Consider the following 13,761-nt stretch of genomic DNA (forward strand, 5'->3'; position numbering starts at 1 on the left):
TTCTCCATTTGGAATAAAAGGTAATGTAAAATAATTACAAATATTCAAATTAATAACAGCTGTGCAACGCTAGTGGGTCAGGCCCCCAATGATGTAACGCATTAAAGCACCGGGGGTCAGGCCCCCATTAGTGTAACGCATTAACGCACCGGGGGACTGTCCCCCGGTGCTTTACTTTGCTAAAGCCTAATCGCCCTTACTGCATCTTCTTGTTCAGTTTTTGGCGCACAAATACTACGATGCATAGCAGCAATGGAATAATGGCGGCAAAGATGTTATAGACATAACCGAGCACAAAATCGCTTTGCGCCATATGGGCTGAATAGTTTCCGGCGAAGAAAATAGATGTCAGCATGACAATCATACCAAATGGGATGACTAAGCGATTTTTTGAAACCTTAAATATCCCCGCCCCGCCTATTACTGCTGCATACATAAAAACGATAATCTTAAAGAAATCGTTGACAATCAGCCAAACCATAAACAAAGCATCCAGCCTTTGAATAAAATCACCAATATTAATTTTTCGAACCGTAACCAATAATGGAGCGATAGAATCATTTCTAATCCCCTCTCCTAGGACAGATAGGATGATAAGATGGGTAAAAGTCAGGACAAGCCCGCCAGTAAGGATTCCTGCCACTCCCACTTTCAGCATAGATTTGGGCCGATTTAAATAAGCGAAAATCATCGTAAAACAAACCATCTCTCCAAAAGGTGCCATCCAGGTTTCTTTAAGCGTTGCCTGAAAAATATTTTTCCACCCTGGTTCAAGGACCGGCAGCAAGTTTTCAAGTTTAACAACATTTGAAAAGATTAGGAAAATATTCATTAACACGCCAGTAAGTACGATATAAGGAAAGAAAATCTCGGCTGTTCTGCCTATAACTTCAATTCCTAAAAATAATCCAAAAAGGACAGGCAATAAAACCATTGCTCCGATTGCCCACGCAGGCGTTTCCTTTAAAAATAATGGAAGCAGCTCCATCGCATCTCTAACATCACGTGAAGCACCATACAAGAAATAAAGCACATAGGAAAAGCCAATAATTGTTCCTAAAAATTTCCCTAAAATTTTTTGGGAATACTCCGTGAGCAATAAATTAGGATATTGTCGACTTAAATAATAATACAAAGCCAGAAGAGGCAAACCCGCAAGCATTCCTAGAAAAATAGAAATCCACGCAGCCTGTTTCGCGTCTGCCCCAACTGGAAAAATAATCGTAGTTCCTAAGACAAAAATGTAGATTAACGCAAATAGTTGAAAGGAGGAAATTTTCGCTTTCTCCATGTTCTATCCTTCCTCCTCGGTAACCTATAAATTGTTTTATTAATTTCTCACATAATTAGTGGGATTATCCACAAATGCTGTTTATATCCTCACTTAAATAATAAATGGATATACTGCCAACTCTAGGGAAAGTCTATAACTAAATTTAGATATAGGTGGGCTGGCATTGAAAACTCGAGTTCCAAAATCAATTAATCAATTATTAAAGAACAAAGAATCTAAAAAGCTTCAGATTCAAAAACAAAGCGAAACTCAGCAATCCAGCCAAAACAAGGACCCAAAGGACAACAATCTTTCCTCAGACTTGAATAAGAATTTAGATCATATTAAAAAGACACTGGGCAATAGTTCAGATATTGTCTCAAGGGAATTTCATGCAGGCAGAAATGCGGAAATTAAAATAGGTGTTATTTACACGGATGGCCTAACTGATTCATCCTCTGTTCAAGAGTTCATTCTTGAAACACTCATGGTATCGATTAGAAATGCAAGATTAGATGAAGATGAATTCCATTCAGATAGCTTATTAGAAGTGATCAAAACAGATTCTTTGCCAGTAGGGGAAATTAAGGAAATCAGCCAATTTCAAAAACTTCTCTTCCATTTACTGTCTGGAGATACCATTCTTTTAATTGATGGGTTTCATAAAGGATTTGCCCTGGGGTTTAGAAAGTGGGCCGACCGGGGTGTACAAGAGCCTTCTTCACAAACAGTTGTGAGGGGACCCAAGGACGGATTCACCGAAACGTTAAGGACAAATACTTCTTTATTACGGCGCAAAATTAAGGATCCTAACCTATGGATTGAAACAAAACAAATTGGAAAAAAAACACAAACAGACGTTTCAATCGTCTACTTAAAAGGCGTTGCCAATGATAAAACGGTAAAGGAAGTAAAGGATCGATTAGACCGTATAAAAATAGATGGGATATTAGAAAGCGGCTATATTGAAGAACTGATTCAAGATGATACGTATACTCCGTTTCCAACCGTTTTTAATACGGAACGTCCAGATGTGGCTGCAGCTGCCCTTTTAGAGGGAAGAATTGCGATTCTTGTTGATGGCACACCATTTGTCCTTATTGTCCCCGCGCTTTTTGTTCACTTTTTCCAATCAAGTGAGGATTACTATCAGCGTGCAGACGTTGCTACATTAATTCGGGCACTAAGGTATTTTGCCTTTTTCCTAGCTCTGATAACACCAAGTGCCTATGTGGCTGTCACAACCTTTCATCAAGAAATGCTGCCAACTGGACTGCTGATTAGTCTGGCTGCTCAGCGTGAGGGTGTTCCTTTTCCAGCCATTGTAGAAGCCATGCTGATGGAAATAACGTTTGAAATCTTGCGCGAGGCTGGGGTAAGAATGCCTAGGGCGGTTGGATCTGCTATTTCTATTGTTGGTGCGCTAGTCATTGGACAGGCAGCTGTTGAGGCCGGTATCGTGTCTTCAGCAATGGTCATTGTTGTTTCCATAACAGCCATTAGTAGCTTTGTGGCACCAGCATTTAATATGGCCATTTCCATCCGGATGCTGCGTTTCGTCTTTATGATTCTAGCTGGAACCTTCGGATTATTTGGGATGATTATCGGACTGATCATCATGGTCCTTCATCTTAACAGTCTAAGGTCATTTGGAATCCCTTACTTAGCACCGTTTGCTCCCTTTATCATTCAGGATCAAAAGGATAGCATCATTCGGCTGCCGCATTGGATTTTATTTTCAAGGCCCCGTTTGATCAGTCAAATAGACATGGACAGAGAAGACACGCCTCCTCCAAGTCCGCCCCTGGGGGACAATAAATCAGCCGGAAGTATGTTCGACAAACTCAAGAAATCGAAACGGGTTATGAGGGATTAATATGAAAAAAAACATTGCTTTCATATGGGTGATGATTTTTTCAACAATGATTTTAGCTGGCTGCTGGAGCAAAAAAGAATTAAATGAGCTGGCGATTGTTTCTGCATTGGGGATAGATAAAACAGAAGAGGGGTATCTCGTTTCCGCCCAGATTATTAACCCAAGTGAAATTGCCGGTAAAAGCCGTTCTGGCCGTCCAGAAACCGTAACGTTTAGAAAAAGCGGAAAGACCATTATGGATGCATTAAAAAAAATCTCTATGGATTCTCCTAGAAAAGGTTACATGGCACATTTACGTGAAGTCGTTTTTGGAGAGAAAATGGCCCGAGAGGGAATTAAAGATGCCTTAGATATTCTTGCCCGGCAGCCTGAAATGCGGTCAGATTTCTATTTAACTGTTGCTAAAGGATCAACAGCTTATGATATTCTAAATGTCACAACAGCCCTTGAGAGAGTCCCAGCAAATAAGCTGTTCACCACCTTAGAACAATCAGAAAAAGTATGGGCACCGACAAAAACAGTGACACTTGATGAACTGATCAACAGTGCCGTAAGCAAAGGGAAGGAACCTGTACTCATGGGCGTTTATGTGTATGGGGATCCTGAATCAGGAAGCCATTTCACAAATATACAGGACATCTCACCGAGCAGCGGATTAAGAATCGATTCTATTGGTGTTTTTAAAAAAGATAAACTGCTGGGCTGGTTAAATGAAGAGGACAGTATAGGCTTTAACTATATTACTGATAATGTGACTAGCACAGAGGAAACCGTTAGTTGTGCTGGCGGTGAATTAGCGATTAGCACTATACGATCAAAAACAAAGGTTCATGGGAAAATCCAAGGAGGAGCACCTAGAATCGAGATTCATGTTCACTCAGAAGGAAATGTCGGTGAAGCAGCATGTAATATCGATTTAACCAAACCGGAAAGCATTAAAGAATTAGAAAAAAAGTACAAGGAAGAAATTAAAAAAAGAATGGAAGCATCAATCAAGACCGTACAGGAGGAGTATAAAAGCGATATCTTTGGCTTTGGCGATGTCATTCATCGGGCGGAACCAAAGGCATGGAATAGACTGGAGCATAATTGGGATCAAGAGTTTTCTAATTTGAATGTAACGTTTCACGTGACAGCAAAGATTCGCCGTTTAGGATCGATAACAAAATCAATACAAGCAGAAATTGGGGAGTAGTATGTGGGTTGCTAGCGGAATTTTAATCATTGGAGCCGTTATCGCTTTCTTTGAAATATGGAGGCTTGCGAAAAAGAAATGGTGGAAGGAAATAAGTGTCTTTTCTCTGTTTCTTTCAGCTGGCCTTACGTTAGCTATTCTATTAACCCTAAATGTCCCCATTCCAACTCCGATCTACTGGATAACGAAAATCTATAATCCGATATCGTCTTTTTTCGAACGTCTTCTATCCTAAAAAGAAGGCAGTCATTTTGCATAGGAGGTGTGTAGGATCATGCTTGAGCAGGGTAAAATAAGCACGAACGAGTTTCAAATCCTTGTCATTACCTTTGTGATTGGCAGTGCGATCCTTGTTGGGCCTGCACCTCTTGCAGAAGCTGCAAAACAAGATGCATGGATTTCCCCTGTTATTGTTGCTATATGCAGCTTGATGTTTGTATTTATATTTAATAAGCTAACCTCCGTATATCCAACCATGACCTTTGTCCAATTAAATGAAAAAATTTTTGGAAAATGGATTGGGAGAATTACCTCGTTACTATTTCTTGCTTATACATTACATATAGCCTCTGCTCAAGTCAGTGAAATAGGGGAATTCTTCTCAACCCAAATTTTAGTCGAGACACCTAGTGTAATAATTATGATTCTGTTTGTATTCACAAGTCTAATAGGTGTTCATTCAGGCATTGAAGTTATTTCACGTTCAGCCTTAATCTTTTTTCCATGGATAATGCTGCTGTTATTAATTCTGTTTCTCTTCCTCATCCCCGAAGTTAAACTGGAAAATATTCAGCCAATACTTGGCGGCGGCATAAAACCCATTATGAAGGGGGTATATTTTCATTTTGGTCTGGCTGCCGAGCTTGGCATCTTGTTAATGATTACCCCTTATGTAAATAACAAAATCGCAATGAAAAAAGCTTTCTATAAAGGGGCCTCTATTGGGGGCTTTATTGTTTTTTTAATTGTTTTATTCAGTGTTTTAGTCCTGGGTGCAAACCTTACGGCAAATCAAGCCTATCCCTCCTATATTTTAGGGAAGATGATAAGCATAGGCAATTTTATTGAGCGGATAGAAGTCATTGTAGCCATCATATGGTTCATTACCCTATTTTTAAAATTGACGATTTGTTACTACGGACTCTCGATTGGGTTAGCACAGATGATGAGATTAAAAGACTACAAACCCCTTCTTTATCCATTAGCAATCTTGATTATCTCTTTTGCCCTTATTATGCATCCCGATATTGTCGATTTACATCAATTTTTGAAGACGACTTTTACACCTTATTCCTCCACTTTCTGTATCCTGCTGCCATTAGCCTTATTGATGGTTGGAAAAATAAAAAAATAACATGATGCAGGATGATTTCAGCAGTTTCAGCCCCCAAACATCAAAAATTATTGGGGGCTCAGGGGTTTAAATTGATAACCTTTATTTTTAATCTCTTTGATTAATGGATGCAAAATTTTTGCAGTCTGCCGTAATTCATGCATAAGAATAATTGCTCCATCTTCGAGGTTTTGTATGACATTCAAAATAATTTGATCTGGCTGGTCTTCCAGCTCCCAATCCATCGATGCAATTCTCCACATAACCGGTGTTAGGTCTAGCTTAGCTGCCGCTTTAATGGTGTCGGCATTATATTGCCCAAACGGCGGCCGGAAATATTTGACTGTTTTTCCCGTTATTTTTTCGATGTTTACCTTACTGTTAAACAAATCCCGATATTGTTCTTCATAGGAAAGGGCTGCCAAATTAAGATGTTTGGATGAATGGGTGCCGATTTCGTGGCCTTCCGCTAGTACTCTTTTCCAAGGACGCTCGGCATATAGAAGCCGTGACTGCCAAAAGAAAGCTGCTGGCACCTTTTCTTCCTTCAGCACGTCAAGGATTTCCGGCAATACTCTGCCCGGTCCATCATCAAAAGAAAGCACAATCCCCTTTTCATTCGTTGTTGGCACAGAAATTAAGATATTGGGATCTTTAGAGCTGTACACGACGCTCGAAGCTGTCACAACTCATGGACATGATTTCATTTTGTTCACTTCACTTTCTTGCCTGCCATTGTCTTTATAATAATAACATTATTACCCTTTAACAGATTGGTTCCAAAATAAAAACCTACCCTCATTATTCCATTTCTTTTCTATAATCATGTCTGCGTCTTCTCGTTCTTTTTTACGATTTGCAAAATATTGGATTTTGACCTCGCAAAACATGAGTATATCTCATTTTTTATTTCACGAAAATTCCACCAAATAACAAGGAAAATAATTGTAATGTTACTAAATTTGCAGATATAATATTATTAAGTAACATAAACAGGAGGAAATTCTTTGGAATATGTAAATCCCATTAAAGACATTGAAGATATTTGGACAATGAAACGGATATTACGGGAGCACTCACAGCGTGATTTATTGTTTTTTGTTCTTGGAATTAATACTGGCATAAGAATCAGTGATTTACTTTCCTTAAAGGTTAATGATGTATGGGACGGTAAAGTCATGAAGGAATTTATTTATATAGACGATGAATCTAGCGGCGAGAAAAAAGCTTTCTTTTTAAATAAAAGCGTGGAAAGGGAATTGAAAATCTATCTTTCTTTGGATCACTTTGAACAGGAGGATTACCTTTTCAAATCAAAAAAGAATAATCAGCCAATCACTCGTCAGCAAGCCTACCGAATCGTAAATCAAGCAGCCAGAGATGCGGGAATTCCTGGAAAAATTGGGACACATACCTTAAGGAAGACTTTTGGCTATCATGCCTATCGCAAAGGTATCGCCATTTCCATTTTATCAAAGATCTTTAACCATCATTCATCTACCGAGACCTTGCGCTATATTGGCATTGATAAAAATGAGGAACAGATTGTAAGAGTTGATGTCAATTTGTAACTCCCTCTTTCCGGTCATTTCACTTTAAAAATAAATTAAAAAGAAGGGATTGAACAAAAATTGGATGTTTTAGTTTCTAAGCTAAAGGAAGTTTTGTTTGCTGTTCTCCCCATCACCGTTATGGTGTTGATCTTAAACTTTACATTAACTCCGCTTGACCCCTCTCTCATTATTCGATTTATTATTGGGGCTGTCTTCATCATTATTGGTTTATCTATTTTTCTTTTTGGCGTTGACCTCGGAATTACTCCTATCGGCCAGTTCATGGGGGCTGCCATTGCCAAATCCAATAAAATATGGATTGTTTTAGTCTCAGGACTGCTGCTGGGCTTTTTCATATCGATTGCGGAGCCTGATCTTCATATCCTGGCAGGCCAAGTTGATTTAGTGACGTCCGGACTAATTTCCAAGACTAGTATTGTAATAGTTGTATCAATTGGTATTGGTCTTCTTATTGCTGCGGGACTCGTAAGAATTGTCTATAACCTTCCCTTATATAAATTGTTAACAATCTTATATTTCATTATTTTTGTACTTGCTATTTTTACCTCGCCCGAATTTTTAGCTATTTCTTTTGATGCTTCAGGGGCTACCACCGGTGCTTTGACAGTCCCTTTTATTCTGGCACTTGCTTTGGGTATTTCCGCGTTAAAGAAAGACAGTAAAGCTTCAGAGAAAGATAGTTTCGGTTTAGTTGCGATTGCCTCAACAGGTGCCATCATTACCGTTATGATCATGAATATTATTTCAAAAACGGATAAAATGACAGGAAGCCTTGCTGATACGAAAGCTGTCTCAGACTCTATTATCGGACCCTTTTTAAATAAGCTTCCTATCATTACTTTTGAAATCATTGTTGCCTTATCACCTATTTTGTTAATTTTCCTTGTATTTCAAAAAATATCCTTTAAAATGTCTAAGAAGGCAGTAAGAAAAATTTTAATGGGGCTATTATTTACCTTTTTGGGACTTGTCCTCTTTTTGCTTGGAGTAAATGCAGGGTTTATGGATGTAGGAAGCGCTGTTGGCTATAACATCGCATCCTTAGACAGCAAAGCATATATTATCATTATTGCTTTTGCTTTAGGTCTGGTCACCATATTGGCCGAACCAGCTGTACACGTTCTTACCCATCAAATAGAAGATGTTACAAGCGGATATGTAAAAAGATCTATCGTCTTATTTACCCTTTCGCTAGGGGTTGGCCTTGCTGTACTTTTATCCATATTACGAGTGCTTATTCCTGAACTTCAATTATGGCATATTCTTTTGCCTGGCTATATAATCGCGATTGCTATGACATATTTTGTTCCAAAGCTTTTTGTCGGGATTGCATTTGATTCCGGCGGTGTTGCATCAGGTCCGATGACCGCAACCTTTATATTAGCGTTTGTCCAAGGTGCTGCCGAAGCTACAGCAGGGGCCAATGTGCTTGTAGATGGTTTTGGCATGATCGCATTAGTTGCGATGACACCAATCATTGCCTTGCAAATATTAGGCCTTGCTTTTGGATTAAAATCGAAAAAAAGAGAAGGAGGCGCAAAACAAAATGCCGGATCATACTGAAATGGCGGGTCTTGAACTGGTTTGCATTATCGTTAATTTCGGGCAAGGAAGCAAAGTCATGCAAACTGCCAAGAAGCACGGTATTTCAGGAGGAACGGTGCTGTTAGGCAAAGGCACCATCAAAAATCGTCTTCTTGAGTTTTTGGCTTTAACAGATGTCAGAAAAGAAATTGTTATCATGGCGACTGATCATGTTACGGCTAGCCAGGTGCTTGAAAAATTAGATGAGAAATTCAAATTCTCCAGGCCAAATCACGGCATAGCCTTTACTACCTCAATTAATCAAATTCTCGGAGCAAGAACGATTAAAAGTGATCACATGTCAGAAAGCAGAGGTGCTAAAGAGAAAATGTATCATGCTATTACGGTTATTGTAGAAAAAGGAAATGCTGAAGATGTCATTGATGCTGCAACTGAAGCGGGTTCCAAAGGCGGGACGATCATTAATGCAAGAGGGTCGGGCATACATGAAACAAGCAAGCTATTTTCTATGGAAATTGAACCAGAGAAAGAAATCGTGTTAATTCTCTCTGAAAAAAATAGCACTGATGCCATTGTTTCATCTGTCAGACAAAAGCTCAAAATTGATGAACCAGGCAATGGGATCATTTTCATACAAGACATCAATAGTACTTACGGTGTATATAAATAATTTTTATATAAAATAAACAGGCAGCACTGTTCATCAGTACTGCCTGTTTTTACATTCTAATGAATATTATGCTTTCTGAAATTACCGCCCTTCACCTCTGCTACATCATATACAGTCACAAATGCCTTATCATCTATTTCATGGATAATTTCTTTAATTTTGCTCTCTTCTAACCTGTTAATGACACATGTAATTTCCTTAAACCTTTCCTTTGTATACCCGCCGTAAACATCATTGTACGTTGCCCCGCGTCCTAATCGGTCGCGTATTGTCTCAACCATTAATTCAGGCTCAGTTGTGATAATTTTAAAGGTCTTCGAACCGCTTAATCCTTCTTCAACAATATGTATGACTTTAGATGCGATAAAATAGGCAATAGCAGAAAGAATGGCCCCTTGAAGGCCGAATATACTTGATACAATAACAAAGACAAACATATTTAAAAATAATATTAAATCACTTGTCCCAAATGGCAGATTTCGGGATAGAAGTACGGCAAGCATATCTATTCCATCCAGTGCACCGCCATTACGCAGAGCTAAACCCATGCCAAAACCAAGAATAATCCCGCCAACAACGGTAATTAGCAGCGTATCCCCTTCAATGATTGTTGGCACATGATGCATAAGGCTTGTACTTATTGCCAGTGAAGAAATTCCGATAACTGAATATATCGCAAACCTTTTACCGATTTGCTGATAGCCCATCCAGATAAAAGGAATATTAAGAATCGCAATCAGCACCCCTAAGGGAAGACCAAAAAGCTTTGAACCTACAATGCTAATACCCGTGACCCCCCCATCAGAAACACTGTTGGGGATTAAAACCGCCTCAAGTCCATATCCTGCAATAAAGCCGCCTATAATAACGGCAATTCCCCGGAAAATTCCCAGTAAGGTCTTATTTTTTTTCGCTTTACTCATCAAATTCCTCATTTCATCACTTAAGTTGGTACAATCAACTTTTTTTCTCCATTTTATCCCTTTTTTCTGCATTTGAAAAATATATTAACTTGTTTAAATAGCAATTGTTTGGTGAAATGACAGCTGTAACTTCCGTCAATGACAATGATTCATTTATAATTTAATAGAGAAATACTTAGTTTCTTGAGGAGGGTTGTCATGTTCATACATATGGGTGCTTATAAACGAAAAAACCACTATTTTATGAGCCTTATTTTTTTCCTGTTCGCACTCATAATCCTCCCTGCCAAGACAAGCGGCTACGATGGCATTGATGATTATACAGAGATTTCTCCTTCATACATTCAATATCAAATAGAGAATCCAGCCAGTGATTCGAGCAACATGCCAAAAGAGACTGACTGGTCGCCTTATACGCATAAAAACACCAGTGGCAAGGGGTTTATCTGGCTCCGCCTCTCTTTATCCCAGCTTCATGATACTGATTCAGTAAATGCCGAAGTGGTTCATAAGGATAAGCGGCTTTTTCTGTACCCAAGCCCTGCTTATTATGAGGTCTATCAAAACAATCAGCTTATCCTCAAAGGTGGAGATTTAAACAGCCTAGATCCCCGGAAAAACGTTCCACGCTGGGATATGCTGCAGCTAGAGGATCCAACAGAAGACATTTATCTACGCTTTCATGGGAAAATGCCGTATCTCTATGCTATTGGTACTAGCCCTCAATTAATAGCATACCTGTTAAAGCTGGATGTTATAAATGTAATTAGTATCATCAGTTTTTTTGTAATCGGGTTAATGGCACTTTTCTTGTATTCTTATCATCGAAAACTGCGCCTGCTGTTATTTTATTCATTATTTATTATTGTTCATTTCTCATTCTGGCCGCTGATTACATTTTCTCTTTCCAGACAGTTGTATTTTCCTATACCGGCTGTTACCCAGTTTTATTTAGTTGTTCTGGGTGAGATCGCCGCCATCACCTTGCTTTTGCTGCTTTTTCGCGAAATCATTCATCCAATTTATCGAAAATGGGTTATGCGAGCAGTGTATCTGTTTTCAATTGCAGGAATTTCCGGCTTAGCGGCTACAGTCTTTTATGCGAACATGGCTATCTTTTTATTCCCTTTGCTCAGTATTTTAATAGCATTCAATCTCGTGCTCATTTTAACCGTTTCAATCCTTTCCATAAAAAAGCAAAGGAATTCAGAGTTAGTATTCTTTTCATTAGGTCTCATTTTGTTTGTTTTCTTTGAAGCTATAATAAATCTGGCCTTGGTGCTCGATTCGAAAGGCTTATCAGATCTCATTAAATTGTTAAGACCATTGACGATCGTTTTGCCTGGAGCGCTGATCATTATTAATCGATACAGAAAAGCAGATGCACAGGTAAAAGAATATGCAGCCGGTTTACAGCAATTATCTGCACAGCTCGAAGAAGATAACCGTCTTTTAGAACAGCGGGTGCTGGAGAGAACGAAAGAACTTGAAGAAACGCATGAACAGCTCATTCACAGCATCCAGGACGGAGCAAAAGCTTCTGCAGAAATTGCCGCTTTAGAGGAAAGAAATCGTATCGCACAAGAAATACACGATATCGTTGGACATACCCTGACAACAACGATTGTACAAATTGAGGCTGGAAAAAGATTAATTGCAAAACAGCCCCAACAGGCTGTTGAACGCATGGAAACGTCCCAGATGCTTATTCGCAAAGGACTGGATGAAGTCCGCAATTCCGTACGCATGTTAAAGGAGGCAGAATGGAAGGAAGATCTGCCTAAAGCCCTCAGAGAAATAATGAGAGAAACAGCAGAATATGCAGATGTGCAAATACAAAGCTTTATTTCGATAGATGAACCGCTTTCGGTTAATCAGAAAACCTTCATATATATGGCATTGAAGGAGGGAATCACAAATGGCATTAAACATGGGGGCTGCAATACATTCATCTTTAATCTGAAACAAGAGGATGATTTAATTATTTTTCAATTAAAAAATGATGGGAAACCTGCTTCCAAAACAGACTTAGGATTTGGACTGACCATGATGAAAAAACGAGCGGAAAGCCTGCAGGGAACCCTCCGTATTTATTTTGAGGAAGACTGGAATTATGTGCTGGAAGTTCGATTCCCTGTCTCATAACTGCAAGCAAAACTAAAAGACATCTTCCTTGCCGTATTGAATGATACAAGCAAGAAGATGTCTTTTATTGTTTATACACTTTCGTTTCGTTAAGCACTTCTTTTAAAAGGAAAATCGCTTTACTCCGATTACTGGTCCCCAGCTTAGAGTAAATGATACTTATATAGTTTCGAACCGTCCCTTCACTCATAAAAAGACGCCCAGCGATTTCTTTATTGGTAAAGCCTTTTACAATCAAGCTTGCTAATTTGATTTCGCGGTCGGTTAATTCCTCAATGAGCTTTACGCGTTTCATGGTCTGAGAGATTTCTGAAGGTTCTGCAGCCTTGGACGTTTGTAAAATACGAGCAGCCAATTTGGCCGCAATTGGTCCAGGAAGGATAAACTGGCCAGAGGCCGCACTTCTTATACTTGAAATGAGTGTATCCGCATGAAGATCCTTTAGCAGATATCCGCAAGCACCATAAGCTAGCCCTTCTACTATGTATTCGTCCTCTGCAAAGGTTGATAGAATCAAAACTTGGGTATCAGGAAATTTCTCCTTCACTCTCCGAGTGCTTTCAATTCCATTCATGACCGGCATCTCGACATCCATTAAGACGACATCTGGACACTTCTGACTAACAAGATCTAAGGCTTCCTTTCCGTTTTCCGCTGCTCCCACTACCTCTAAATTATCCTCTAAACTAAGTATAGTCTGCAGGCCATCCCGAAATAATGTCTGATCATCAGCTATCACAATCCTGATCTTCTTGATAACACTCACCTCTATCCAGATGATTACGAATCCATAACTATTTTACCATAATCTGAATATTCTAAAGTCAGTTATTTACATATTAATGGAATCTTAGTTTTGATGACATATATATGACACCTGTAACTTATATTTGTGACAGATTCTTAGATATAATGGATTAGAATTTTAAAATAGTTCCTTTAATTAATAATCATAAATGCTTATTCATAAAGACCATCAAAGCGACAGAAGTATGGATTGAATGGGGGAAACGTATGAAAAGCGAATTAGATGAAGAGTGGAAGGAATTAATACATAAAGCCAAACAACTTGGCATTACAAAGGAAGAGATTCGAAAGTTTCTTCAGCAGGCACAGGATCTGCAAGAACACGACTCCAGGCTATTTCCGCAATAGGGATATATTTGCCCAGGCATCACCCGTTCTCCGGTACTATAAGCCAGAGCTTAGGGTGATTTTATTTTTGGT

13 protein-coding genes are annotated in these 13,761 nt (G+C 39.0%); 9 read left to right on the forward strand and 4 right to left on the reverse strand.

Annotated features, from left to right (window positions below):
- Positions 1 to 196 precede the first annotated feature (196 nt).
- Positions 197 to 1,291 carry a GerAB/ArcD/ProY family transporter gene (locus AC1Q59_RS21060; RefSeq protein ID WP_492367829.1) on the reverse strand — a complete coding sequence of 365 codons (1,095 nt, stop codon included), beginning with the start codon at positions 1,289 to 1,291 and terminating at the stop codon, positions 197 to 199.
- Positions 1,292 to 1,457: 166 nt separating this feature from the next.
- Between AC1Q59_RS21060 and AC1Q59_RS21065 the strand changes: the two genes are divergently transcribed.
- From AC1Q59_RS21065 to AC1Q59_RS21080, 4 genes are read left to right on the forward strand one after another with little or no spacing between them, the layout of a single operon-like run.
- Entirely contained in the window at positions 1,458 to 3,149 is a 1,692-nt protein-coding gene (locus AC1Q59_RS21065) for a spore germination protein (protein ID WP_492367830.1), read from the forward strand.
- A 1-nt stretch (position 3,150) separates the two neighbouring features.
- The gene (locus tag AC1Q59_RS21070; protein ID WP_492367831.1) at positions 3,151 to 4,344 is read left to right on the forward strand and encodes a Ger(x)C family spore germination protein; all 1,194 of its coding nucleotides are present in this window, start codon (positions 3,151 to 3,153) and stop codon (positions 4,342 to 4,344) included.
- A 1-nt stretch (position 4,345) separates the two neighbouring features.
- On the forward strand, positions 4,346 to 4,579 hold the full coding sequence (locus AC1Q59_RS21075) for a hypothetical protein (RefSeq protein WP_492367832.1): 234 nt from the start codon (positions 4,346 to 4,348) through the stop codon (positions 4,577 to 4,579).
- A 39-nt stretch (positions 4,580 to 4,618) separates the two neighbouring features.
- On the forward strand, positions 4,619 to 5,698 hold the full coding sequence (locus AC1Q59_RS21080) for a GerAB/ArcD/ProY family transporter (RefSeq protein ID WP_492367833.1): 1,080 nt from the start codon (positions 4,619 to 4,621) through the stop codon (positions 5,696 to 5,698).
- 47 nt (positions 5,699 to 5,745) lie between these two features.
- Here the strand turns inward: AC1Q59_RS21080 and AC1Q59_RS21085 are convergent, their stop codons facing one another.
- Entirely contained in the window at positions 5,746 to 6,363 is a 618-nt protein-coding gene (locus AC1Q59_RS21085) for a polysaccharide deacetylase family protein (protein WP_492367834.1), read from the reverse strand.
- A gap of 321 nt (positions 6,364 to 6,684) precedes the next feature.
- On the opposite strand from AC1Q59_RS21085, the gene AC1Q59_RS21090 reads away from it, so the two are divergent.
- From AC1Q59_RS21090 to AC1Q59_RS21100, 3 genes are read left to right on the forward strand one after another with little or no spacing between them, the layout of a single operon-like run.
- The gene (locus tag AC1Q59_RS21090) at positions 6,685 to 7,248 is read left to right on the forward strand and encodes a tyrosine-type recombinase/integrase (RefSeq protein ID WP_492367835.1); all 564 of its coding nucleotides are present in this window, start codon (positions 6,685 to 6,687) and stop codon (positions 7,246 to 7,248) included.
- A gap of 60 nt (positions 7,249 to 7,308) precedes the next feature.
- Complete coding sequence (locus tag AC1Q59_RS21095) at positions 7,309 to 8,814, forward strand: DUF1538 domain-containing protein (protein WP_492367836.1); 1,506 nt, start codon at positions 7,309 to 7,311, stop codon at positions 8,812 to 8,814.
- On the forward strand, positions 8,798 to 9,466 hold the full coding sequence (locus tag AC1Q59_RS21100; protein ID WP_492367837.1) for a P-II family nitrogen regulator: 669 nt from the start codon (positions 8,798 to 8,800) through the stop codon (positions 9,464 to 9,466). The genes AC1Q59_RS21095 and AC1Q59_RS21100 overlap by 17 nt, the downstream gene beginning before the upstream one ends.
- A 56-nt stretch (positions 9,467 to 9,522) precedes the next feature.
- Here the strand turns inward: AC1Q59_RS21100 and AC1Q59_RS21105 are convergent, their stop codons facing one another.
- Positions 9,523 to 10,389: a YitT family protein gene (locus AC1Q59_RS21105; protein ID WP_492367838.1), complete on the reverse strand. Its 867-nt coding sequence runs from the start codon at positions 10,387 to 10,389 to the stop codon at positions 9,523 to 9,525.
- Between the two features lie 198 nt (positions 10,390 to 10,587).
- On the opposite strand from AC1Q59_RS21105, the gene AC1Q59_RS21110 reads away from it, so the two are divergent.
- Positions 10,588 to 12,534 (forward strand): sensor histidine kinase, encoded by a 1,947-nt coding sequence (locus AC1Q59_RS21110; protein WP_492367839.1) that lies wholly within the window; start codon positions 10,588 to 10,590, stop codon positions 12,532 to 12,534.
- Between the two features lie 64 nt (positions 12,535 to 12,598).
- On the opposite strand, the gene AC1Q59_RS21115 is transcribed toward AC1Q59_RS21110, so the two are convergent.
- Positions 12,599 to 13,273 (reverse strand): response regulator transcription factor, encoded by a 675-nt coding sequence (locus tag AC1Q59_RS21115; RefSeq protein ID WP_492367840.1) that lies wholly within the window; start codon positions 13,271 to 13,273, stop codon positions 12,599 to 12,601.
- A 275-nt stretch (positions 13,274 to 13,548) separates the two neighbouring features.
- On the opposite strand from AC1Q59_RS21115, the gene AC1Q59_RS21120 reads away from it, so the two are divergent.
- Complete coding sequence (locus AC1Q59_RS21120) at positions 13,549 to 13,689, forward strand: anti-repressor SinI family protein (protein ID WP_492367841.1); 141 nt, start codon at positions 13,549 to 13,551, stop codon at positions 13,687 to 13,689.
- Positions 13,690 to 13,761 lie beyond the last annotated feature (72 nt).

Source organism: Cytobacillus sp. MT66 (genome assembly GCF_058792595.1).